Annotated in this window: 26 protein-coding genes; 25 read left to right on the forward strand and 1 reads right to left on the reverse strand. The window is 42.3% G+C overall.

Annotation, left to right across the window (positions count from 1 at the left end; all coding sequences use genetic code 11):
* The first annotated feature begins 54 nt into the window (after positions 1-54).
* The 25 genes from ACFRAK_RS00775 to spoIID all read left to right on the forward strand — a co-directional run bounded on the left by ACFRAK_RS00775 (position 55) and on the right by spoIID (position 24,009).
* Positions 55-2,283, forward strand: coding sequence for a S8 family serine peptidase (locus ACFRAK_RS00775; RefSeq protein WP_394571164.1), 2,229 nt, complete (start codon positions 55-57; stop codon positions 2,281-2,283).
* Between the two features lie 285 nt (positions 2,284-2,568).
* A complete protein-coding gene (locus ACFRAK_RS00780; protein WP_192207254.1) occupies positions 2,569-2,937 on the forward strand; it encodes an ATP synthase subunit I in 369 nt (122 codons plus the stop codon).
* Between the two features lie 22 nt (positions 2,938-2,959).
* A complete protein-coding gene (gene atpB / locus ACFRAK_RS00785; protein ID WP_387601342.1) occupies positions 2,960-3,676 on the forward strand; it encodes a F0F1 ATP synthase subunit A in 717 nt (238 codons plus the stop codon).
* Between the two features lie 72 nt (positions 3,677-3,748).
* Complete coding sequence (atpE, locus tag ACFRAK_RS00790; protein ID WP_034315818.1) at positions 3,749-3,973, forward strand: F0F1 ATP synthase subunit C; 225 nt, start codon at positions 3,749-3,751, stop codon at positions 3,971-3,973.
* Between the two features lie 149 nt (positions 3,974-4,122).
* Positions 4,123-4,641 carry a F0F1 ATP synthase subunit B gene (gene atpF, locus ACFRAK_RS00795; RefSeq protein WP_260286886.1) on the forward strand — a complete coding sequence of 173 codons (519 nt, stop codon included), beginning with the start codon at positions 4,123-4,125 and terminating at the stop codon, positions 4,639-4,641.
* Entirely contained in the window at positions 4,638-5,174 is a 537-nt protein-coding gene (locus ACFRAK_RS00800) for a F0F1 ATP synthase subunit delta (RefSeq protein ID WP_192207251.1), read from the forward strand. Before atpF ends, ACFRAK_RS00800 begins: the two co-directional genes overlap by 4 nt.
* A 24-nt stretch (positions 5,175-5,198) precedes the next feature.
* On the forward strand, positions 5,199-6,707 hold the full coding sequence (atpA, locus tag ACFRAK_RS00805) for a F0F1 ATP synthase subunit alpha (RefSeq protein WP_034315812.1): 1,509 nt from the start codon (positions 5,199-5,201) through the stop codon (positions 6,705-6,707).
* A gap of 37 nt (positions 6,708-6,744) precedes the next feature.
* Positions 6,745-7,605, forward strand: a complete 861-nt coding sequence (locus tag ACFRAK_RS00810; protein WP_192207250.1) for a F0F1 ATP synthase subunit gamma — start codon at positions 6,745-6,747, stop codon at positions 7,603-7,605.
* Positions 7,606-7,693: 88 nt separating this feature from the next.
* Positions 7,694-9,091: a F0F1 ATP synthase subunit beta gene (gene atpD, locus ACFRAK_RS00815; RefSeq protein ID WP_192207249.1), complete on the forward strand. Its 1,398-nt coding sequence runs from the start codon at positions 7,694-7,696 to the stop codon at positions 9,089-9,091.
* Positions 9,092-9,116: 25 nt separating this feature from the next.
* A complete protein-coding gene (locus tag ACFRAK_RS00820) occupies positions 9,117-9,518 on the forward strand; it encodes a F0F1 ATP synthase subunit epsilon (protein WP_034315803.1) in 402 nt (133 codons plus the stop codon).
* Between the two features lie 341 nt (positions 9,519-9,859).
* On the forward strand, positions 9,860-10,234 hold the full coding sequence (locus tag ACFRAK_RS00825; RefSeq protein ID WP_076368347.1) for an NADH-quinone oxidoreductase subunit A: 375 nt from the start codon (positions 9,860-9,862) through the stop codon (positions 10,232-10,234).
* Positions 10,235-10,260: 26 nt separating this feature from the next.
* The gene (locus ACFRAK_RS00830) at positions 10,261-10,737 is read left to right on the forward strand and encodes a NuoB/complex I 20 kDa subunit family protein (RefSeq protein WP_179086075.1); all 477 of its coding nucleotides are present in this window, start codon (positions 10,261-10,263) and stop codon (positions 10,735-10,737) included.
* Positions 10,738-11,787, forward strand: coding sequence for an NADH-quinone oxidoreductase subunit C (locus ACFRAK_RS00835; protein ID WP_394571165.1), 1,050 nt, complete (start codon positions 10,738-10,740; stop codon positions 11,785-11,787).
* A 5-nt stretch (positions 11,788-11,792) separates the two neighbouring features.
* Complete coding sequence (locus ACFRAK_RS00840) at positions 11,793-12,890, forward strand: NADH-quinone oxidoreductase subunit D (protein WP_192207247.1); 1,098 nt, start codon at positions 11,793-11,795, stop codon at positions 12,888-12,890.
* Positions 12,891-13,898 carry an NADH-quinone oxidoreductase subunit NuoH gene (gene nuoH, locus ACFRAK_RS00845; protein WP_387601328.1) on the forward strand — a complete coding sequence of 336 codons (1,008 nt, stop codon included), beginning with the start codon at positions 12,891-12,893 and terminating at the stop codon, positions 13,896-13,898.
* Positions 13,899-13,931: 33 nt separating this feature from the next.
* Positions 13,932-14,351: an NADH-quinone oxidoreductase subunit NuoI gene (gene nuoI / locus ACFRAK_RS00850; protein ID WP_048685828.1), complete on the forward strand. Its 420-nt coding sequence runs from the start codon at positions 13,932-13,934 to the stop codon at positions 14,349-14,351.
* Complete coding sequence (locus ACFRAK_RS00855) at positions 14,348-14,866, forward strand: NADH-quinone oxidoreductase subunit J (RefSeq protein WP_387601326.1); 519 nt, start codon at positions 14,348-14,350, stop codon at positions 14,864-14,866. Before nuoI ends, ACFRAK_RS00855 begins: the two co-directional genes overlap by 4 nt.
* Positions 14,863-15,177: an NADH-quinone oxidoreductase subunit NuoK gene (gene nuoK, locus ACFRAK_RS00860; RefSeq protein ID WP_098371643.1), complete on the forward strand. Its 315-nt coding sequence runs from the start codon at positions 14,863-14,865 to the stop codon at positions 15,175-15,177. Before ACFRAK_RS00855 ends, nuoK begins: the two co-directional genes overlap by 4 nt.
* A gap of 34 nt (positions 15,178-15,211) precedes the next feature.
* Positions 15,212-17,083, forward strand: a complete 1,872-nt coding sequence (nuoL, locus tag ACFRAK_RS00865; protein ID WP_394571166.1) for an NADH-quinone oxidoreductase subunit L — start codon at positions 15,212-15,214, stop codon at positions 17,081-17,083.
* Positions 17,080-18,603: a complex I subunit 4 family protein gene (locus ACFRAK_RS00870; RefSeq protein ID WP_394571168.1), complete on the forward strand. Its 1,524-nt coding sequence runs from the start codon at positions 17,080-17,082 to the stop codon at positions 18,601-18,603. The genes nuoL and ACFRAK_RS00870 overlap by 4 nt, the downstream gene beginning before the upstream one ends.
* A 3-nt stretch (positions 18,604-18,606) precedes the next feature.
* Entirely contained in the window at positions 18,607-20,133 is a 1,527-nt protein-coding gene (gene nuoN, locus ACFRAK_RS00875; RefSeq protein ID WP_394571169.1) for an NADH-quinone oxidoreductase subunit NuoN, read from the forward strand.
* A gap of 149 nt (positions 20,134-20,282) precedes the next feature.
* Positions 20,283-20,525, forward strand: a complete 243-nt coding sequence (locus tag ACFRAK_RS00880) for a DUF1146 family protein (protein WP_192207241.1) — start codon at positions 20,283-20,285, stop codon at positions 20,523-20,525.
* Between the two features lie 158 nt (positions 20,526-20,683).
* Positions 20,684-21,433, forward strand: a complete 750-nt coding sequence (locus ACFRAK_RS00885) for a YwmB family TATA-box binding protein (RefSeq protein ID WP_387601313.1) — start codon at positions 20,684-20,686, stop codon at positions 21,431-21,433.
* Between the two features lie 32 nt (positions 21,434-21,465).
* Positions 21,466-22,767, forward strand: a complete 1,302-nt coding sequence (gene murA / locus ACFRAK_RS00890; protein WP_260286858.1) for a UDP-N-acetylglucosamine 1-carboxyvinyltransferase — start codon at positions 21,466-21,468, stop codon at positions 22,765-22,767.
* A 204-nt stretch (positions 22,768-22,971) separates the two neighbouring features.
* On the forward strand, positions 22,972-24,009 hold the full coding sequence (gene spoIID / locus ACFRAK_RS00895) for a stage II sporulation protein D (protein ID WP_387704447.1): 1,038 nt from the start codon (positions 22,972-22,974) through the stop codon (positions 24,007-24,009).
* 20 nt (positions 24,010-24,029) lie between these two features.
* On the opposite strand, the gene ACFRAK_RS00900 is transcribed toward spoIID, so the two are convergent.
* Positions 24,030-24,455, reverse strand: a complete 426-nt coding sequence (locus ACFRAK_RS00900; RefSeq protein WP_387601307.1) for a VanZ family protein — start codon at positions 24,453-24,455, stop codon at positions 24,030-24,032.
* Between the last annotated feature and the right edge of the window lie 74 nt (positions 24,456-24,529).

Here is a 24,529-nt window from a genome sequence, read left to right on the forward strand (position 1 = left end):
TTTATTTGCATACTCCAAGGTTGTTGAGAAAAGATAACTGCTAAGGGGATGATTATGTTGGGAAAGAAAACGTTTATAGTGTTTGTTTTCCTTTTTATATTTATTTATCAAAATGAAAAGGGATTGGCATCCGTCATTCTGCCGCCTTTACCAAAACTATGCGAATCTAAGGAAGTAACGGTTGTTGTCACGATGGATAAGGTGTTTCAACGAAAAAAAATCGAAAAACTACTTGAAAAATATCCTTCCCTTCAATTAAGGAATGTTTATTCAGTTGCCCTGAATGGATTTTCCGTTCAGGGGAAAATGAATGAGATAGAACAACTTAAAAAGGAGGATGAAATTCAGGCTGTAACGGAAGTATCCGTTTATCAAGCGGTGTTGGATAAAAGTGTCCCATACATAGGAGGGGGAAGGGCAAGGGGGATCTTTGATAAGGAGAATCACCGGATTACCGGGAAAGGGGTAAAAGTAGGAATCATAGATACTGGCATCGATTATACACATCCAGATTTGCAACGTGCTTATAAAGGCGGGAAGGATCTGGTAGATGGTGATGAGAATCCGATGGAAACCAAAAATCAAGGCGACCTGGATACATTACATGGGACTCATGTGGCAGGCATCATTGCAGCCAATGGAAAAATGAAAGGCGTCGCACCAGAAGCGGAGATATATGCATATCGAGCTTTGGGACCAGGTGGTGCAGGAGATACAGACCAAGTCTTGATGGCTATTGAGTCAGCCATGAAGGATAAGGTGGATGTATTGAACCTCTCTCTTGGCAATAACGTCAATGGTCCTGATTTACCTATTTCCCTTGCGTTGAATAAGGCTGTGGAAAGCGGCATCGTTGCCGTGACATCCAACGGGAATTCCGGTCCGGCTGTATGGACCGTAGGCTCACCCGGAACAGCGGAAAAAGCGATTTCCGTTGGGGCATCGACTCCTCCCTTAAGGGTTCCGTATATGATTTACGGGCTTGGGTCGAAAAAGCATCAATCGCATTTAACCGTGTTTCAAGGCTCTAAAAAATGGAACCTGACGTTTTCCGAGGATGTCATATTTGGGGGTCTGGGCAATGAAGAGGACTTGAAACATGTTCGGGATAAGATTGTGTTGATGGAACGTGGCACACTTACCTTCCAGCAGAAAGTATCCAATGCAGAAAAGGCAGGTGCAAAGGGGGTAATTGTTTATAATAATACGAGCGGGACCTTTACTGGAAGCTTGGAAAAAGAAATGAGCATCCCGGCTGCTTCCATTAATAGAAGAGATGGATTGCAGCTAAAGCAAATCATGGAGCAAGGGCAGAGCAAAACCGTTCAATTTGTTTATAAGAACGAGCAGGATAAGCTCGCAGATTTTAGCTCCAGGGGCCCGGTAACCGTATCATGGGGAATAAAGCCTGACGTATTGGCACCGGGAGTGGAAATTGAAAGTACCATCCCTAAAGGATATATGTCCTTGGATGGTACAAGTATGTCCGCACCGCATGTTGCAGGAGCATGCGCCTTAATCCTGCAAAAACACCCCGAATGGAATCCTGAGCAAGTGAAATCTGCATTGATGAGCACTTCCAAACCATTGAGGAAATCTACGAATCAATTGTATCACACATACGAACAGGGGGCTGGGCGCATCCAGGTCGACGAAGCATTAAAAGCGGACACGCTCTTGAGTCCAAGCTCATTATCCTTTGGGATGTATACGAAAAAAGAAGGAATTGAAGAACATCATGAAACGATAGTCATAGAAAATACCGGAACGGAAATGAGGAAGTACTCCTTCATGGTTCCATTGAAAGAGACGGGACTTACTTGGGAATTGCCAAAATCCCTTACTTTGAATCCGAAGGAGAAAAAACGGATAAAAGTGGGGCTTCAGGTCAACCCAGCCAGGCTTAAAAAAGGAGTATTTGATGGATACCTCATAATAATGGAAGGAACCAAAAGAATATCCCTTCCTTATTTATATGTAAAAGAAGAGCCTGATTACCCAAGGATAATGGGATTCGATTTTGGCCAAGGGGACCAGAAAGGCACATATCGATACGAAATGTACCTTCCGCGCGGGGCTGAAGAATTCGGTATTGCCCTTTATGAGGAAGATAGCTTGAAATTCGCTGGATATTTAGATTGGTCCAAATCGGCACCTTCCGGTTTGATCAAAAAAGATGTATTGAAAAAGAACTTGCCGCCTAAAGGTGTGTATAAAGCGATAATTTTTGCGAGAAAGGGTGGAAGGGAAGATCGGATAGAAAAGACGTTACTTATTGAGTGAATCGAGGTTAATAAGTAAAATGAAATGGATGTCAATAGTATAAAAAAGATAATTTGTGAACAATTCGTTAATAATTACAAACCTGTGACAAATTTCACTAACCACTCATTGACAATGATTCTAGCCTATTGTATGCTAACTAAGGATGTAAAATGAGAGGGGTTTCATACGTTAATAACGTGTCAGATAGAAGATGGTTTTTGACCTTCTATTTGGACTTGTTACGGGCAAATTCCCTAGCTAAACACAGATACTACAATATTTCTAGGGAGATTACATGACAAAATGCTAGAATTGGAAAAAATGTTCAATAGGCAGCTAAAATACATGTTGTATTTAATGGGTATTTATATACTCGGGGTGGGCTTCACTTCACATGATTCTGTCTTCCAAGGATTATTGCTTGGAACTGCCTTCAGCCTATTTATATTCTGGTCAATGGTCAAAAAGAACAAAAAGTTCGCCCAAGAGGTTGCCGAAGGTAAGAAAACGCGCTCCCTTGGTAGTTTAACTAGAATGTCTGTAGCGGGTTTAGCTGCAATTATTGCATTGAGATATCCTGACGAGTTTCAAGTGGTCTGCGTGGTATTGGGATTAATGACAGTTTACTTTGTCATTATGATAGATTATTTTATGCAAAACATACGTAGGTAGTAAAGAAGAGAGGTGAATACTGTTGAATCATGAAGCTCCTATGTGGGAATTTATGGATACTGGAATACATTTCAACTTGGCTAATGTTCTTATGATGACTATCGCAAGTCTCATTGTCTTCATTATTGCTGTAGCAGCAACTAGAAAACTTGCGATGAAGCCAACAGGAATCCAAAACTTTATCGAATGGGTTATGGATTTTGTGAAAAACATCATCAACAGCAATATGGATTGGCGTACGGGTGGTCAGTTCCTTATGTTGGGAATGACATTAATTTTGTACATTTTTGTTTCAAATATGTTAGGATTGCCGTTCTCAATTGTAATAGGACATGAACTTTGGTGGAAATCACCTACATCTGATCCAGCAATAACTTTAACCTTGGCAGTTATGGTAATGGGTTTAACTCATTATTATGGTATCAAGATGAGAGGCATGAAAAATTATGCCAAGACTTATGTCCAACCAATGGGTTTCTTGTTTCCGATAAAGATTATTGAGGAGTTCGCTAATACGTTAACTCTAGGATTGCGGCTTTACGGGAATATTTATGCGGGTGAGTTACTATTAACTTTACTTGCTGGACTAGGAACAAGTGGTGTTGTGGGTGCAGCCAGTGCTGCAATACCAATGTTAGCTTGGGAAGGATTTAGTATCTTTGTCGGCACCATTCAAGCTTTTATCTTTACTATGTTAACGATGGTTTATCTTTCCCATAAAGTAAGTGACGACCATTAATTATAAATATTGTTCATTCTGAACATTATATTGATGAAAAAATAAAACAACATTTCAAGGAGGAAATTTATCATGACAGGTTCTTTAGGTCTTATAGCTGCTGCTATCGCAGTTGGATTAGGTGCACTAGGTGCGGGTATTGGTAATGGTCTTATCGTAGGGCGTACAATCGAAGGGATGGCTCGTCAGCCAGAAGCTCGTGGTATGCTTCAAACTACAATGTTCGTTGGTATTGCGTTAGTTGAGGCACTTCCAATCATCGCTGTAGTTATCGCGTTTATTGTAATGGGCAAATAAGATAACTTGAAAAAGTTCAATAATGGCGAAGATGATCCAAGGAGAACCTTCGCCATTGCTCTGTGTTAAAGTGACATTTATGACAGTGATACTGTCAATCGAAAATACAGAACTTCAATAGTGAATCTCATGAAGGGAGTGAACCGAGCGTGTTAACAAGCAATTATGTTCTTGGTCAAGCAGTCCACTTTAATGGTGGGGATATCATATACCAGCTTGTAATCTTTATTATTTTGTTAGCGTTGCTTAAGAAGTTTGCATGGGGTCCGCTAATGGGCATCATGAAAGAACGTGAAGAGCATGTTGCGAATGAAATTGAAGCAGCTGAAGTTAGTAGAAAAGAAGCACTGAAATATTTAGAAGAACAGCGTGAAATCGTAAAACAATCTCGCACTGAAGCGGGACAACTTATAGAGAATGCCAAGCAGCAAGGCGAAGCACAACGCGAAGATATCATTAAACAAGCGCGTGCAGAGGCTGAGCGTGTTAAAGAATCAGCAAAACGTGAAATCGTTCAAGAGAGAGAAAAAGCAGTTGCCGCATTACGCGAGCAAGTAGCTTCATTATCTGTTATGATCGCCTCTAAGGTGATTGAGAAAGAACTTTCATCAGCTGATCAAGAAAAACTAATCAATGAATATATTCAAGAGGCAGGAGAAGGTAAATGAGCGATATAACTGTAGCAGGACGTTATGCTGTAGCTCTTTTCCAAATTGCGAAAGAGCAAAATCTCATTAACCAACTTGAAGAAGAGCTTCGCATAGTGAATGAAGTTTTCACAAATGATAAAGAGCTATTGAACTTCTTGGCTCATCCTAAAATGACTAGCGATGCAAAAAATACATTGCTTGCAAATGCATTTGCAAGTCTTTCGTCTTCCGTTCAAAATACTGTAATGTTAATGGTGGAGCGTCATCGTACAGGTGAAGTGACTGCTATGGCACAAGAGTTCATTGAACTTGCGAATGAAGAAAATTCAGTAGCGGATGCGACTGTTTATACAGTTAATCCTTTAACTGAAGCTGAAGCGGAAGCTGTGTCTTCAGCTTTTGCTGCAAAAATCGGCAAACGTAATTTGCGTATCACTAATGTTACGGATAGCAATATTCTTGGCGGCATCAAACTTCAAATCGGTAACCGTATTTATGACGGGACGATAAGCGGGAAGCTTGATCGCCTTAGCAAACAACTATTAGGTTAATATTCACAGATAGGGGTGAAATTCATGAGCATCAAAGCTGAAGAAATCAGTGCGCTGATTAAAAAGCAGATTGAAAACTATCAGTCGGAAATTAAAGTAAGCGATGTAGGTACAGTAATCACTGTTGGTGATGGTATCGCTCGCGTTCATGGTTTAGATAATGCAATGGCTGGGGAGCTCTTAGAATTTTCTAATGGTTCAATGGGATTGGCACAAAACCTTGAGCAAAATAACGTAGGTGTTGTTATTCTTGGACCATTCAGAGACATTCAAGAAGGCAGTGAAGTACGCCGTACTGGCCGTATCATGGAAGTGCCAGTTGGAGAAGAATTAATCGGACGTGTCGTGAATCCGCTAGGACAGCCATTAGATGGTCTTGGTCCAATCGCTACAACAAAAACTCGTCCAATCGAAAGCCCTGCAACAGGTGTTATGGACCGTAAATCTGTTCATGAACCATTACAAACAGGGATTAAAGCGATCGATGCTCTAGTGCCAATCGGACGCGGACAACGTGAGTTAATCATTGGTGACCGCCAAACTGGTAAAACATCAGTTGCGATCGATACAATCCTTAACCAAGCTGACCAAGACATGATCTGTATTTATGTTGCTATTGGTCAAAAAGAATCAACAGTTCGTGGAACAGTTGAGACACTACGTAAAAATGGTGCACTAGATTACACAATTGTTGTATCTGCATCAGCTTCTCAACCAGCACCACTTTTATATCTAGCTCCATATGCTGGTGTGACTATGGGTGAAGAGTTCATGTTCGCTGGCAAGCACGTTTTAGTGGTATATGATGATCTTTCTAAACAAGCATCAGCATACCGTGAACTTTCCTTGCTTCTTCGCCGTCCTCCAGGTCGTGAAGCATTCCCTGGGGATGTATTCTACTTGCACTCCCGCTTACTTGAGCGTGCAGCTAAATTGAATGACACTTTAGGTGCCGGTTCAATTACTGCGCTTCCATTTGTTGAAACACAAGCAGGCGATATCTCTGCTTACATTCCAACAAACGTTATTTCCATCACAGACGGACAAATCTTCTTACAATCCGATTTGTTCTTCTCAGGTGTACGTCCTGCGATTAACGCTGGTCTTTCCGTATCCCGTGTTGGTGGATCTGCACAAATAAAAGCGATGAAAAAAGTTGCGGGTACATTACGTCTGGACTTAGCTTCTTATCGTGAATTGGAAGCATTCTCTCAATTCGGTTCTGATCTTGATGCTGCTACTCAAGCAAAACTTAACCGTGGTGCTCGTACAGTTGAAGTTCTTAAGCAAGATCTAAATAAACCAATTAAAGTTGAAAAACAAGTCATGATTTTCTATGCATTGACTAAAGGTCATCTAGATGATATTCCAGTATCGGATATCCTTCGTTTTGAAGAAGAATACTATGTGTTCCTAGATCGTTCTCATCCGGAATTATTAGATCACATTCGCACAACTAAAGGTCTTCCTGAAGACGCTGCTATCGTTGCTGCAATTAACGAGTTCAAAAAGAACTTCGTTATTTCTGAATAATAAGGTCTAACTAATTTATAAAGGGTGGTGAGAATGAATGGCCTCTTTACGCGATATTAAGTCTCGGATTACTTCAACGAAAAAGACGAGTCAAATTACAAAAGCGATGCAGATGGTATCTGCTTCTAAAATGAACCGTGCTGAAGCTAATGCTAAGGCATATGTTCCATATATGGAAAAAATTCAAGAAGTAGTATCAAGTATTGCGAACGGAAGTACGGGTGCATCTCATCCAATGCTTGTCTCACGTCCAGTGAAGAAAACCGGTTACCTGGTAATCACATCGGACCGCGGATTGGCAGGAGCATACAACAGTAGCATCCTTCGCCACGTTCATAAAACTATTCTTGAACGCCATAAATCCAATGATGAGTTCGTCATTATCGCAATCGGAAGGGTTGGCCGTGATTTCTTTGTCAGCCGTAATATGCACGTAGAGCTTGAAGTAACTGGGGTTCCTGATCAGCCGTCTTTCGCTGACATTAGCTCCCTTGCTAAATCAACAGTGAATTTGTATCTAAATGAACTGTGTGATGAGCTTTATATGTACTATAACCATTATGTCAGCCCAATCCAACAGGATGTAACGGAAACGCAAGTCCTTCCTTTAGCTGACTTTAATACTTCCAATGCAGCATTGACTTCTTATGAATTTGAACCGAATGCAGAAGAAATTCTTGAGGTATTACTACCTCAGTACGCAGAAAGTTTAATTTATGGTGCTTTATTAGATGGTAAAGCAAGTGAGCACTCTGCACGTATGACTGCAATGAAAAATGCAACCGATAATGCGAAAGAATTGATCGACTCGCTTTCATTGCAATATAACCGTGCACGTCAGGCCGCAATTACTCAAGAAATCACGGAAATTGTCGGCGGTGCAGCTGCTTTAGAATAAAATCATAAAAGGGGACGGTCGGCCCGGACGAAGCTTGGCCGTTCCATAATCTCGATAGTCGTTATAAGCAACGTTAGGAGGGAAAACGATGAATATAGGACGCGTTACTCAAGTTATGGGTCCGGTTGTTGACGTGAAATTCGAAGACGGACAACTTCCTAAGATCTATAACGCGTTAAGAATCGAAAATACAGCGTCTGGTACAGGACTAACTCTTGAAGTAGCCCTTCAACTAGGTGATAATACAGTTCGTACTGTAGCAATGTCTTCCACTGATGGTTTAACTCGTGGTGCAGAGACAGTTGATACAGGAGCTCCAATTTCCGTTCCTGTAGGTGAAGTGACTCTAGGCCGCGTTTTCAACGTATTAGGGGAAAACATTGACCTATTTGAACCACTTACAGCAGAGGTGCGTCGTGATCCAATTCACAGACAAGCACCAACTTTTGAGGACTTATCAACAACAGTTGAAATTCTTGAAACTGGTATTAAAGTAGTAGATTTACTTGCTCCTTACATCAAAGGTGGTAAAATCGGTCTCTTTGGTGGTGCTGGTGTAGGTAAAACTGTACTTATCCAAGAACTTATTAATAACATCGCACAAGAGCACGGCGGTATCTCTGTATTCGCTGGTGTAGGTGAGCGTACTCGTGAAGGAAATGACCTTTTCTACGAGATGACTGATTCTGGTGTTATTAAGAAAACAGCGATGGTATTCGGACAAATGAACGAGCCACCAGGTGCACGTATGCGTGTAGCTCTAAGTGGTTTGACAATGGCTGAATATTTCCGTGACGAACAAGGACAAGACGTTCTTTTCTTCATCGATAACATCTTCCGTTTCACTCAAGCAGGTTCAGAGGTTTCTGCCCTTCTAGGCCGTATGCCTTCAGCGGTAGGTTACCAACCAACGCTTGCTACAGAAATGGGTCAATTACAAGAACGTATCACTTCAACTAATAAAGGTTCTGTTACATCTATTCAAGCGATCTATGTACCTGCCGATGACTATACGGATCCGGCTCCAGCTACAACTTTCGCTCACTTGGATGCAACAACTAACCTTGAGCGTAAGCTTTCTGAAATGGGTATCTATCCAGCAGTTGATCCATTGGCATCTTCTTCTCGTGCTCTTAGCCCAGAAGTCGTTGGAGCTGAGCACTATGAAGTGGCCCGTCAAGTTCAATCAACTTTACAGAAATATAAAGAACTTCAAGATATTATTGCGATCTTGGGTATGGACGAGTTAAGCGAAGACGAAAAAGTAATCGTTGCACGTGCTCGTAGAATTCAAAACTTCTTGTCACAAAATTTCCACGTGGCTGAACAATTTACTGGTCAAAAAGGATCTTATGTACCAGTTAAAGAAACAGTCCAAGGATTCAAAGATATCCTAGCTGGAAAATATGACGAACTTCCTGAAGATGCTTTCCGTCTAGTTGGCCGCATCGAAGAAGTTGTTGCTAAAGCAAAAGAAATGGCTTAATTAAAGGGACCTAGGAGGGAATGAAATGAAGACCATTAAAGTCAATGTTGTTACTCCCGATGGCCCAGTATATGATGCAGAAGTTGAAATGGTAAGCACTAAAGCTAAAAGCGGTGAGCTGGGAATCATGGCTGGGCACGTTCCAACTGTAGCCCCGCTTACCATTGGTGCTGTCCGTCTTAAGAATGGAAGCAACACAGACTATGTAGCTGTAAATGGTGGCTTCTTGGAAGTTCGCCCTGATGTGGTAACCATTTTGGCTCAATCTGCTGAAAGAGCTGAAACTATCGATCTTGCACGTGCTCAAGCAGCAAAAGCCCGTGCAGAACAAAGATTGCAGAACAATGATGGATCAAATGATGCCAAAAGAGCTGATTTAGCGCTTAAACGTGCCATCAACCGAATCCAAATTGCAGAAATGCGATAACTTTAATTTATGAAAACACCTGATCAAACCATTCGTGGTAAGATCAGGTGTTTTTTTATTTAGAAGGTTTTTGAGGATTATTGGCATTGAATATAGGAATTAGGAAAAAAAGGTCGAATTATAGAGTAAAGTATTTTCCATTTTAAACCTTAACTCGTCGACATGATTTTATCCTAATGTTATAATGTATACGCTTACATTTATTACTTCATACCCCCTCCTTTCACGTTGCTTCTAAAAGAGTGTTACCCTGCATAATATTTAAAACGCTATCCAAAAAGAAGACAAGCAAATTTGTATTGTACCCATTTAACATTTTTTATCCATAAAGGGAGATGAGCATGGGACAGCTGCATATTTACCAAAATAATTATTTAATTGTATTTGTTTTCCTTTGTCTAGGCATTTTATTACCTGTGATCGCTTTATTTCTTGGTAGACTGCTAAGGCCTTATAAGCCGACAGATATGAAATATACGACGTATGAAAGTGGGATCGAGCCTTTTCAGGATTCAAGGGTTCAATTCAATGTCAGGTATTATCTATTCGGATTGATGTTCGTCATATTTGATGTAGAAACGGTTTTTCTTTACCCATGGGCGGTTGCCTATGATGAACTCGGACTGTTTGCATTGATTGAAATGCTTTTTTTTGTCCTGATCCTAATGCTTGGGCTAATTTACGCTTGGAAAAAGAAGGTGTTAAAGTGGAATTGAAGCTGGATGAACTTACCCCCAAAGAAATGGAAGAAATACGCCATAGCATTTTTTTATCCACACTTGAGCAAATAAAAGGCTGGGCTAGAAGTAACTCACTCTGGCCAATGACTTTCGGTTTGGCATGTTGTGCAATTGAAATGATGGGTGTCGGTTCCTCCCATTATGATTTGGACCGATTTGGTTCATTTTTTCGGACATCACCCAGACAATCGGATGTCATGATTGTTTCAGGAACGGTAACGAAAAAAATGGCTCCAATAATAAGTAGATTATACGAACAAATGCCAGAGCCGAAATGGGTTATTGCAATGGGCTCCTGTGCAACTGCTGGTGGGCCTTATGTTCACTCTTACTCAGTGGTCAAGGGGGTAGATCAAATTGTACCTGTCGATGTATATATACCGGGTTGTCCCCCAAATCCAGCTGCACTTATTTATGGGATCAATAAATTAAAAGAAAAAATCCGTTACGAGGCGAAAACCGGAAAGCGGGTGATATAGATGAGTGAAAAGGAGGACTTGGCGAAGCAAAAGGCGGCGGCAGCGGCCAAGGCGAAGGCTGAAGCAATGGCCCGAAAAAAGGCGAAAGAAGAAGCGGCGGAAAAGCCGGAAGGCGAAACGGATATAGCGAAGCAAAAAGCGGCGGCTGCGGCCAAGGCGAAGGCAGCGGCAATGGCCCGAAAAAAGGCGAAAGAAGAAGCGGCGGAAAAGCCGGAAGGCGAAACGGATATAGCGAAGCAAAAGGCGGCGGCCGCGGCAAAGGCGAAGGCAGCGGCAATGGCCCGGAAAAAGGCTAAAGAAGAAGCGGAGGAAAAGCCGGAAGGTGAAATGGATATAGCGAAGCAAAAGGCGGCAGCCGCGGCAAAGGCGAAGGCAGCGGCAATGGCCCGGAAAAAGGCTAAAGAAGAAGCGGAGGAAAAGCCGGAAGGCGAAATGGATATAGCGAAGCAAAAGGCGGCAGCCGCGGCAAAGGCGAAGGCAGCGGCCGCGGCCAAAGCAAAAGCGGCGGCGGCTGCGAAGAACAGGACTGCTGTAAAGGAAAGCGAGGAAATTAACACCCCTAGCGAACTTTCCCTAAATCAGTCGAAACTCGATCAAATTGTTTCTGCTATTGAGAGCCATGTAGGACAAGACGCATTGTTAGAGCACTATATTAATAGGTTATCAAAAGATGTACCCACTTTAGTGGCCAGTCCGGATACATATTTCTCAATAGCAAAATTTCTGCGCTACGATGAACAGCTTAACTTTTCGTATTTATCTGAACTTCATGGTACGGACTTTGAAACCCATATGGAAATCTATGTACATTTACATTCATTCAAAATGAACCAATCAGTTGCCTTGAAGGTGAAACTTGATAGGGATTCCCCTGTTATTCCATCATTGGTCCCATTATGGACAGGGGCAAATTGGCCAGAATGTGAGGCGTATGATTTATTAGGTATTAACTTTAATGAACACCCTGATTTAAAGCGGATTTTGCTTGGTGAAGAATGGAAGGGGTATCCCCTTAGAAAAGATTACCAGCCTTATGATGTGGAGGTGTAAGCCCAATGTTAAGGACGGAAGAAATGCTTCTCAATGTCGGGCCGCAGCATCCGAGTACACATGGTGTTTTTCGGCTTGTCATCAAGATTGACGGTGAAATTATAAAAGAGGCAACACCTGTCATTGGGTATTTGCATCGCGGTACGGAAAAACTAGCGGAAAATCTGCAATATACACAAATAATCCCATATACCGATCGGCTCGATTATCTAGCGGCAATGACAAATAATTATGTGCTTTGCCATGCTGTTGAGACAATGATGGGGGTGGAAATCCCCGAAAGGGCAGAATATTTGCGGGTTATCGCAATGGAGTTGGGCAGAGTGGCAAGCCACCTTGTCTGGTGGGGTACATACTTGCTGGATATAGGTGCGACGAGCCCTTTCCTTTACGCATTTAGAGAACGTGAAATGATCGTTAATTTATTGACTGAATTGTCAGGGGCACGCCTTACATTCAATTATATGCGTGTCGGAGGTGTGAAATGGGATGCTCCTGAAGACTGGATTGCGAAGGTTGCCGAGTTTGTCCCTTATATGAGGGAGCAGCTTGCCGGTTACCATGAGCTTGTGACAGGGAATGAAATCTTTGTTAATCGGGTTAAAGGGGTGGGCATCTATACGAAGGAGGAAGCCCTGCAGTATTCGCTTAGCGGTGCCAACTTAAGGTGCACAGGTGTGAAATGGGATTTACGAAAAAATGAGCCATATTCCATTTACGACAGGTTCACATTCGATGTTCCTACAAGGGAAGAGGGTGATGCGTTTTCACGCTATCACTGTAGAATGGAGGAAATCGAACAATCACTGAAAATCATCGAGCAGGCTGTTGAGCAATTTCCAGAAGGGCCAATCCTTGCTAAGGTCCCTAAAATAATAAAGGTTCCGAAGGGGGAAGCATTTGTCCGAATTGAATCGCCAAGAGGGGAAATAGGCTGTTATATCGCGAGTGAAGGGAAAAAGGAGCCATACCGTTTGAAATTTCGCAGACCTTCATTTTATAATCTGCAAATTCTACCGAAATTATTGGAAGGGGAAAATATGGCGAACTTGATAACGATATTAGGTGCAATCGATATCGTTTTAGGGGAGGTTGATGGATAAATGATCAAGGATCTTCTCCACTCCGCTCCAAGCCTGCTGAATTTTGGCATTTTTTTTGGTCTGGCAGTCCTGCTCCTGTTCGTCGTATTAGGGTTTGTAACCTATGGAATCCTTTCAGAGCGAAAAATCATGGGATTCATGCAAATGCGTGTCGGCCCAAACCAAATTGGGGGGAAATGGGGTCTCTTGCAGACGGTTGCTGACGTTTTAAAACTCCTGATCAAGGAGGATACGATACCAAAAAAAGCTGATAAGCCGTTATATATTTTAGCTCCGGTAATTGCTTTTGCACCTGCTTTCATGGTCCTTGCCACCTTGCCGTTCACCAATGCCTTTCAATTTGCGGATATAGGTGTCGGACTGCTTTATTATATTGCGGTTTCCGGTATATCGACCATCGGCATCGTCACTGCGGGTTGGGCATCCAATAATAAATATTCTTTGATTGGCGGAATGAGGGCAGCCGCGCAAATGATATCTTATGAGATCCCCTTGGTGATGTCGCTAGTGGGAATCGTCCTCCTAACAGGCAGTTTAAACTTGAATGATATAGTTGCAGCCCAGGAAAAGGTTTGGTTCATTTTTCTTCAGCCGATTGCGTTTATCGTGTTTTTCATTGCAGCGGTTGCCGAGTTGAACAGGGTTCCTTTTGACCTTCCGGAAGCGGAATCAGAACTTGTTGCAGGCTATCATGTTGAATACTCTGGATTTCGATGGGCCTTCTTCATGTTATCCGAATATGTGTATATGTTTGCAATGGCAACTCTAACCACTGTATTATTTTTAGGGGGATGGAATTCTATTCCGTTTTTGGATTTTATTCCGGATGCCATCTGGTTCGGTCTGAAGTTCAGTGCCGTATTCTATGTATTGGTCTGGATTCGTGTAACCTTTCCTCGTATAAGGGCCGACCAATTGATGGAATTCGGATGGAAGGTGCTGCTTCCGGTAGCATTAGCAAATATATTTTTGACGGCACTAATAAAAGAATTGATTAACCTTTTTTAGAAACATAAGCTGGTCGGAAAGCGAGGGATTTATATGCTTGGTTTAGCAAAAGGTTTAACCTATACATTAAAGAACTTGACGAGGAAAAAAGTGACCTATGACTACCCGAATGAGCCGCTTCCGCTCCCTGACCGATTCCGAGGAATCCAAAAATTCTATCCTGAAAAGTGTATTGTATGCAATCAATGCGTGACGATTTGTCCAACTGATTGTATTCAATTAACCGGTAAGAAACATCCGGACCCATCGAAAAAAGGGAAAATCATCGATACGTATGACATCAATTTTGAGATTTGCATTTTATGTGATTTATGTACGGAGGTCTGCCCTACAGAAGCGATAGTGATGACGAACCAATTCGAGCTGGCCGAGTATAGCCGTGATCATCTATTTAAAAATCTGGAATGGCTGGATGAAAATGATGAAAATATCCGGAAGGTGAATAAAGTATGAGTTTGTCGGGTGAATTAATTGCCTTTATTGGTTTGGCACTCGTCGCGATATTAGGCGGGGTGCTGCTGATTACGTTAACAAAAGTGGTGCACATGGTAATTGCACTTGTTTTTACTTTCTTGGGCATTGCAGGCCTTTATATGTTGCTTTCCGCCGAGTTTGTCGCCATTGTCCAAATCCTTATTTATTCAGGGGCAATCACGATCGTGATGCTATTCGGGATTATGCTGACAAAGCACCAGGAAAATGATGCACCCGCTAAAGGGGGCTGGGGGAAATTCTCCGTGCTCGCAGCGGTTGCTGGATTCGCCGTGGCGGTTTATCTGGGGATTTATAATCTGGATATACCTGTACAGCCAACGGCCTTGCATGAGGAAAATACAAAGCAAATAGGAATCGAAATTTTTTCAAAATATGTGATTCCATTTGAAGTGATGTCGGTACTCCTGCTTGTTGCTTTAGTCGGTGCCATCGTATTGGCTAAAAAAGATGATGAGGAGGGAGAGCGATCATGACGGGAGTTCCCTTGTCGGCTTACCTTGTATTGGCACTCGTTTTATTTTGTATAGGGCTGTATGGGGCCTTGACGAAAAGAAATGCGGTCATTGTTTTGATTTCAATCGAGCTGATGCTGAACGCCGCGAATATCAATTTAGTTGCCTTCAGTAAATTCGGGGTAACGCCATCCATTACGGGTCAAGTTTTTTCCTTATTCACGATTACGATAGCAGCGGCCGAGGCTGCTGTAGGGCTGGCTATACTAATGTCCCTTTATCGCAATCGGAAGACGGTCAATGTCGATGAAATGGAAATAATGAAGAATTGAAGGTTTATATAAATGAAGAAGGGGATTTGATACGATGATGGAGCACGCATGGCTCATACCGATCTTTCCACTCGTCACGTTTCTGGTTCTGCTTCTATCAGGCGGGCGGTTGCGGGAACGAGGGGCTATTATAGGAATAATATGTACATTGGCTTCGTTTGTTTTATCGTTGCTTGTCCTGTTAGAACGATTTAAAGAACCTACGTATAATATATCGATAGACTGGCTTTCCTTCGGAGGGACGCAACTTACAGCCGGATTCGAGATCAATCAGCTTAATGCCTTGATGCTTGTGATCGTTTCCCTTGTCAGCCTGCTTGTCCAGATATATTCGCAGGGGTATATGAAGGGTGAAGTGCGATTCTCCATTTTTTATGCTTATCTGGGCTTCTTCACCTTTGCCATGCTTGGTCTAGTCATGGCACCTAATTTATTACAGCTTTATATCTTCTGGGAATTGGTCGGGGTGGGTTCTTTCCTGCTCATCGGATTTTACTTTTATAAACTGGAAGCTAAGGCTGCAGCGAAGAAGGCATTCATCATGACCAGGATTGGGGATGTAGGGCTCTTAATCGGCATCATTCTTCTATTCTGGGAAACAGGCAGCTTTGAATATGGAGAGATCTTTCAAGCTGTTCAAGCGGGCATGATATCAAGTGGAAAACTGACATTAATCGCTATTTTGATTTTTATCGGAGCGGTTGGGAAGTCTGGACAATTTCCACTTCACACATGGCTTCCGGATGCAATGGAAGGCTCGACTCCGGTTTCCGCATTGATACACGCAGCAACGATGGTTGCTGCAGGGGTTTACCTGGTAGCGGCCATGTTTCCGTTATTCATGGCTAGTTCTGCTGCGATGCAGGTCGTCGCAATAACAGGTGGAATTACAGCCATATTTGCCGCAAGCATTGCCATAGTGCAAAAGGATGTTAAGCGTGTATTGGCCTTCTCGACAATCTCCCAGCTTGGTTTTATGATGCTTGCTTTGGGTACTTCGGGATATGTGGCCGGGGTGTTTCATTTAATGACCCATGCCTTTTTTAAAGCATTGCTGTTTTTGGCTGCAGGCAGTGTTATTCACGCCATACATACACAGGATATGGAAAAGATGGGCGGCTTATGGGGTAAGTTGAATTGGACTGGGCCGCTGTTCTTGACTGGCACTTTGGCGATATCCGGGTTTCCATTGCTCTCGGGTTTTTTCAGTAAAGATGAAATTCTGATGGCCGCCTGGGAGAATGGTAGTTATATATTGTTTGGTCTAGCGGTGGTTACCTCCTTTTTAACTGCGTTTTATATGTTCCGGCTGTTTTTCATGATATTTGCAGGCGATTCGCGCAGTCAAGTCAAACAGGTCAAGGAGTCACCTTCCATCATGTTAATTCCGATGCTCGCATTGGCCTTTCTTGCTATAATCGGTGGGTATATCCAAACACCATGGTTTGGAACCTTCCTTGGGGAGTGGCTTGTGGAGGGAAATGAATCTCTTCTAGGCGCCAGCCATAGTGAGGGGCCTGTTTGGGTCATGTTGATGGCCGTGATTGTATCGCTGGCCGGGATATGCCTTGCTTATATGATATATGCTAAAAAGACATTACCTCGGGAGTGGCTTGTCAAAGAAAACTCCGGGGTCTATAGGGTTTTGGAAAATAAGTATTATATTGATGAGATTTACCATTTTACTGCAGGTTATGCAATCAAAGGCTTTAGTTTATTCCTATCTTATATTGAAAGGTTCATTGTCGGTGGCCTGGTTTCCACTGTAACAAGTTCAATAGAAGGGTTGGGGAAAATTGGGTCTAAACTGCAAACGGGACAGGTACAGCAATATGGCATGATAGCCTTTCTGGGTCTTGCGGTACTGTTGGTGATTTATGCAGTGACTGGGGGGTATCTAAGATGAATGTCTATTTGCTCTCGCTATTAGTGTTTTCACCGCTGCTGGGCATAGTGATGGTTGCCCTCATGCCGAAAAATGAGGAAAGAACGATTAAACAATTTGGCTTTTTCGGAACACTGCCTCCCCTTTTCCTATCGTTCTTTCTATGCAGCCAATATTATTCGGGTGTGGCCCTATCCGAATTTGACATTAAATTGAATTGGATCAGGTTTGGGAACTTGGAGATGTATGATCCCAAACTCTTCACGGTTGACTTTGAGTTGGGGCTGGATGGCTTAAGCCTCATCTTCATATTACTGACAACAATCATTTCATCTCTGGCCGCAATCGCGTCCATTTATATAAAAAAAGATTGGAAAGGGTATTATTTGTTATTTTTGATCCTGGAGATCGGAATGCTCGGTGTCTTCACGGCAGAAAATTTGATCCTTTTTTTCATCTTTTTTGAAATGACATTGATTCCAGCTTTCTTTTTAATTGGTAGATGGGGCTTTCTGGAGAGGGAAAAAGCTTCTTATAGTTTTCTGATTTATAATGGCATTGGTTCGGCCGTTTTATTGGTGGCCATTTTGATTTTGTTTGCCAGGACAGGTACGACTAACATTGCGGCATTGACACAGATGATGACAATGGGCGGTGTTTCGCTTTTTGCACCCATATCCGGTTCGATGAAATATGGTTTATGTCTCACCTTTCTCGTTGCATTTGCGATAAAGCTGCCCGTCTTTCCCTTTCACAGCTGGATGGTGCGGGTCCATACAGAAGCGCCTCCATCCATAGTCATGATACATGCGGGTGTCCTATTGAAAATAGGGGCATACGGAATCATCCGGTTCGGAATGGGGATATTTCCGGAACAATATAAAAGCTTGGCCTTTACCATTGTCCTGTTTGGGGTCCTCAGTTTTTTGTATGGTGCATTTCTAGCGTTGGTACAAACGGATTTCAAGCTCGTTTTAGCCTACTCGTCCATCTCACATATGGGTATCGTCATGATGGGGCTGGGAGCCTTGAATGAAGCGGGCATTCAGGGAGCCACTTTTCAAGTCATCTCACACGGGCTAATTGCCGCTTTGTTGTTTTTCCTGGTGGGAGTGTTGTATGAGCGGACGGGAACGACGATGCTTCCTAAGCTTGGGGGCTTGGCCAAGTCGATGCCGATTTTTTCAGGGTTCATGTTAGCCAGTGGGCTGGCTTCACTCGGTTTGCCTGGCATGTCCGGCTTCATCAGCGAATTCATGGTATTTCTTGGTTTATTCAAAAGTCAGCCGTTGCTTGCGGCAATAGGGGTGATCGGTCTGGTATTAACCGCTGTTTATGTACTGAGGGCGGTCATGCTGATGACTTTCGGGAAAAATGATAGCTTGATAGAAACAGAGAAACGGGACCTTAGGGGCTGGGAGTTTTTGCCTGCATTGGTTCTTCTCGGTTTGATAATAACTGTTGGGGTATACCCAAATTTGTTAGGCCGGCCTCTTCAAGGAACGATTGAAGCCATGATGCTAGCTCTAGGGGGGCGATGAAGGATGGATTGGAACACGATGCTTTCTTATGATTGGGGAGCGATGATGCCGGAATTCATCATCCTAGGAACGGCCATGTTTCTTTCGATATTGGATTTATTTTGGCCGAAGCACTTTAATCGGAGAAAACTGGCATGGTTCGCGTTAACCGGAATCATTTTGGCCTGTTTGTCACTGATTAGCCTGCTATCCTTTGAGACAGTCAGTATCTTATCCGATACGTTTCGTTTAGATTCATTTGCAAAAGCTTTTAAGTTGCTGCTTTTATTCGGAGCGGCCCTAATCATCCTTCTGGCTGAAGGATATGAACCGCAAGAGGGGCTGCGGGAGCACCGGGGGGAATTTTATTATCTGTTCCTGACCGCTTTGCTTGGAGCGATGGTCATGTCCTCAAGCGGTGATTTGATAACACTGTTCGTTGGACTGGAACTTCTTTCACTCTCATCTTATATATTGGTCGGAATACGGAAGCATGATCGGAAGTCCAATGAAGCGTCCATGAAGTATGTGATAAACGGAGGCATTTCCACAGCGATAACTTTATTCGGAATGAGCTATTTATATGGAGTGACCGGTTCCGTCAATCTAGGTGAAATGAGCCGGACGATGGCTGCAATGACGGACGGCCAGCTGCAATACATTATGGGACTCGCTTTCTTCATGGTATTTGTCGGTGTATCCTTCAAGATAGCTGCCGCCCCATTTCATATGTGGGCGCCGGATGTCTATGAGGGGGCACCGACACCGGTCACAGCCTTTTTGAGTGTAATTTCGAAAATGGCGGGTTTCATCATCATCCTGCGCATTTTTCTCTCGTTGTACCTAACAGCTTCCGGTGATATGTTCGGAGCGCTCGACTTTTTGGAAAAAAATAATATCTATATAGCTTCATTGGCGGGACTGACGATCATCATTGGAAATGTGGTTGCGTTAAGGCAGCAAAATTTAAAACGATTGTTCGCCTATTCAAGCATCGCCCATGCGGGTTACCTGCTTGTAGCGGTGGCAACATTGGGCGGGGGATATTTCCTGCTGGATACAGTCTGGTTTTATCTAATGGCTTATATATTGATGAATATAGGTGTATTTGCAGTCATTCAGCTGCTCTCCAGTCAAAGTGGGTCAGAAGATATTAGCATTCTTGCAGGATTGGGGAGGAAATCACCGTATCTTGCCATGGCATTCACCGTATTTATCCTGGCACTTGCTGGAATTCCCGGGACGACAGGTTTCATTGGCAAACTCAATATTTTTCTAGGAACATTCATAACGGAGCCTGGACATTTTGTCCTTGCTGGAATCATGATTGCTGGAACCATTGTTTCCTATGTGTATTATTTCGGATTATTGGTGCAGGTCTTTTTCCGACCCATTCATTCGGAGAAGATTATTAACATCCGTCCGGGTCTTTACGCCGTGTTGATCATTTGCGTGATAGGCACCATTCTTTTCGGGGTGGCACCAAATATTGCCTTTGAGTTTATTCATGATCAATTTGGTGAATTTACAGACTTTATTTCGAGTAAATGATATAATGCCTGTATCAGAGGCTTGTTCCATTGGATCAAGCCTCTATTTACAGTTTTAAAAAGATATTTTGCAATTCTTCCTTTTAAATTCCAAATATGCAGGGGTTTTGTGTTAGAATATAATTTGGGTGTCTTTTAGGAGGTATGTACATGTTTTCAGCCATGGGACAGCAGGCTTTAACAGGAATTATTGCACACTTGTTTTTCATCGCAGTTACCTGGTGGGCTTTACAGGCATTACATTTTGATAAAATGCTAAGATCCAATTCGGTCATCAAGGCCAGGGTTTTATATATTTTATTAACGGTTGCCATCGGTTCAGCTGTAAGTAATTTCTTCCTCGACTACCTGGGATTTGCAAACCAACTCCCGTATATGTTTAGTAATGACTGATAAGCTGTAAGAGTTTTCTTATAGCAAAATATGATTCTACTCTTGTATTCGCTTTTGCTTCCTGCCAGTTTAAGGGGAAGTTGTCACCAATTGTCGGAAAACTTGAAGTATGATCTCTCTCCTTGTGGAAAGAATGTGTAAAAGGGGAGGGATTTAACATGTTTAATTTAAACAAAAAAATGTTAACATACATAGTATTTCTCGGTTTGACGGTGATTTTAATTGGGAATAGTACGATTGTGGCAGAAAGTAAACCAGATATAGTTAAAATGGTGGGACTGTTACAAAAAGATGAAGATTTGGACATAAGGGATTGGTCTGTACTCACTAGAGAAATAAATAAAGAGATTACAACTAAACAAGAGTTTGAAAGCGAAGTTACAGCTTTAAAACGAAAATACCCTCAATTTCAATGGCACCGGAAAGATGATGCTTCCGGCTGGAAGGCTGAGGCGTTAACTTACAATGTCGATTCAGGTCTGACCGAGTCTATCAAAATAATGACAACGGAAGAGAAATTTGATAAAGTTACCTATGTCATTTACGAAGTGGAGGGGAAAGAGTGGAAGGAAGCCAATGCGGCATTTTTTACTGCTACGTTCCAAAACAGGGTGAATGACCTATTTATAGGAACTCCTTCAATTTTTTCTTGTATTAAAGGGTCTATCAATGATAATATGGATTCGGTTTTAAACTCTAAAACTGAAGACCTGTTAGATATGTTCCAAGCAAGGGAAATTGAGAGTGTGCATGAAACAAACTTTACATCTATATCTGCACATTCAACATTGTTTAAACAACAATTGACAAAAGAAAAATTAAATTTGCAGTTTGGGCTACGGACAGAAGGAATGGGTGACCAAACGAACTTTGTAGTTGGCACACCAATCATAACGTTTGAATATTAATATAGAGAAAATGGACGCGGAGGGGAATACTTTTGGAAAAAATCATCGTCCGCGGCGGAAAAAGGCTTAGCGGGACAGTTAAAGTAGAAGGTGCTAAAAACGCCGTTTTGCCAGTTATCGCTGCAACATTATTAGCAAGTGATGGGAAAAGTATCATTAAAGATGTTCCTACGCTCTCCGATGTATATACAATCAATGAAGTATTGCGCAACTTAAATGCAGATGTTGCCTTTCATGACAATCAAGTAACTGTAGATGCATCAAGAGAGTTATTAGAAGAAGCACCATTTGAATATGTACGTAAAATGAGAGCTTCCGTTTTAGTGATGGGCTCATTACTAGCAAGGAATGGCCGGGCCCGCGTTGCTCTTCCTGGTGGCTGTGCCATCGGATCACGTCCTATCGACCAGCATTTAAAGGGTTTTGAAGCGATGGGAGCAAAAGTGAAGGTCGGCAATGGTTTCATTGATGCCGAGGTAGAAGGCAGACTTAAGGGTGCAAGAGTGTATCTTGACTTCCCGAGTGTGGGTGCCACTGAAAACATCATGATGGCAGCAACACTTGCTGAGGGTATAACTATTCTTGAAAATGTGGCCAAAGAGCCTGAAATTGTAGATCTTGCGAATCTCCTTAATAAAATGGGTGCCAAAGTCAGAGGTGCCGGTACAGGTACGATGAGAATCGAGGGTGTCGATAAATTATATGGCACTGAACATACGATTATACCTGACCGTATCGAAGCTGGTACATTCATGACTGCGGCCGCTCTTACTGGCGGCAATGTTCTAGTTCAAGGAGCTGTACCTGAACACCTTACTTCCCTTATTGCTAAAATGGAGGAAATGGGCGTTAAAATTCTTGAAGAAGAAGATGGATTACGCGTTATCGGTCCAAAAACCTTAAAGGCCATTGATATTAAAACAATGCCGCATCCTGGTTTCCCGACAGATATGCAATCGCAAATGATGGCATTATTACTGCGTGCTGAAGGAACAAGTATGATTACGGAGACCGTTTTCGAAAACCGTTTCATGCATGTTGAGGAATTCCGTCGCATGAATGCCAATATTAAAATAGAAGGCCGTTCCGTAATCGTTAATGGACCAACTAACATTCAAGGAGCTGAAGTAGCTGCAACAGATTTACGTGCCGCAGCAGCTCTCATCCTGACTGGATTGGTTGCAGATGGCATTACACGTGTTACAGAACTGAAGCATCTTGACAGAGGGTACGTTAATTTCCATGGTAAATTGGCATCCCTAGGTGCAGATGTGGAACGTATTAACGAAGATGTACCTGCTGAAGCAAAAAAAATTGCAGATTTAAACGCATAAATAGCTTATAGAACCATTCACGTTCGAGTCATTGAACCGTGAATGGTTTTTTTTGTCTTGATACGGATTCATCGGCTACAGTTAAATGGATGTCGTTTTTCTATTCATAAAAGCTTGTCCCCCGACATACATTTGTTATGTAAAGATACCTGCTGGATACGATTAAACACGGCAGAGAAAACAAGTGTAGGGAGGCTCAGGAATTTGAAAGCAATCAAACCGATGATCGTACTATTCATAGCAGTAGCGTTCGTAATTATCATGATTCCGGCAGTGCTTGTGCTTCCATTTTCAAATGATAAGACAAGCGGGCAGTTGACCGAACAATTAGAAAAGAAAGTAAAGAATGAGGGTAAAGAGGTAGCTGCAAATGAAATGAGTTCCGTAGAAGTTGCCGTTTACCGAACATCTGCAAAAAAGATTGAAAAACTGCCGATTGAATCGTACTTGACTGGTGTGGTTGCGGCTGAAATGCCTGCGGATTTTGAAGAAGAAGCGCTGAAGGCTCAAGCATTGACAGCGAGAACTTACATTGTCAATCAGCTTATAAGCGAAAGTCGGCTGGGCTTGCCGGATGGTGCCGATGTAAGCGATACGGTCATGCACCAAGTTTATAAGAATAATGATGAGCTGAAAAAACAGTGGGGCTCTGATTATAAATCGAAGATGCAAAAAATTAACAAGGCTATAAAAGAAACTTCGGGTCAAATTTTAACCTATGAAGGAAAACCGATTACTGCCACTTTTTTTTCGACCAGTAATGGCTACACGGAAAATTCCGAGGACTATTGGCAAGCTGATTATCCTTATTTAAAAAGTGTATCCAGTCCGTGGGATAAAGAAGAATCACCAAAATTTTATAATAAAGTTGTAGTGAATGCTGCCGATTTTGAAAAAAAACTGGGTGTAAGTCTTTCTTCGGGAACATCAATAGGGACTGTCATTGAAAGAACATCAGGTAATCGTGTAGGTGTAGTGGAAATCGCAGGAAAGAAAATGACAGGAAAACAGATTCGTGAGAAGCTCGGGCTGACATCATCCGATTTTGACTGGGAGCGTCAAGGCAACCAGATTGTCATCACGACAAAAGGATCCGGGCACGGAGTTGGAATGAGCCAATACGGTGCCAATGGCATGGCCAGGGAAGGTAAAACCTATGAAGACATCGTGAAATATTATTATAAAGGCGTCAAAGTTCAGTCTTCAAATAAGTGGCTGAATACGATGACAGCAAAAAAATGAGAGATGGGAATCCCCATCTCTCATTTTTTTGCACTAATTTTTTCTATAACGGTCAAAAAGCCCCGTTCACGCTTGAAATAATGATATTGGACATGAAAATAGACTGCAGCTACTCCTATGATATCTTTAATGACATCTATTAAGGTAGAGGAGCGGTATGGGACGAAGGATTGGTGGTATTCATCAATAACTCCGTAAAGGCAAGCCACAAGTGCCGCCAACAGGCTTAAACCAGGTTTCAGATTTTGGTTTGCAGCAAGGGCGGAAACTAATAATATATACAAAATGGCAAATTCGACCAGATGAAGTGCCTCTTTGATAAATCGGTCAATTGAGGATGAGGGAAGATCAAGAATCATATCATCGGGGTTGCTCGACATTATCCAAATGGCAATCATATATAGGAAAGGCAATAACGTTAACACAAATTTAAAAGCTTTTTTCATGATTTAAACATCCTTCAACTGTAAGATACCAAACATTTTACCATTCTACGAATAAAATCGGTTTCATTTCCACA

This window comes from Peribacillus sp. NPDC056705, from assembly GCF_043656335.1.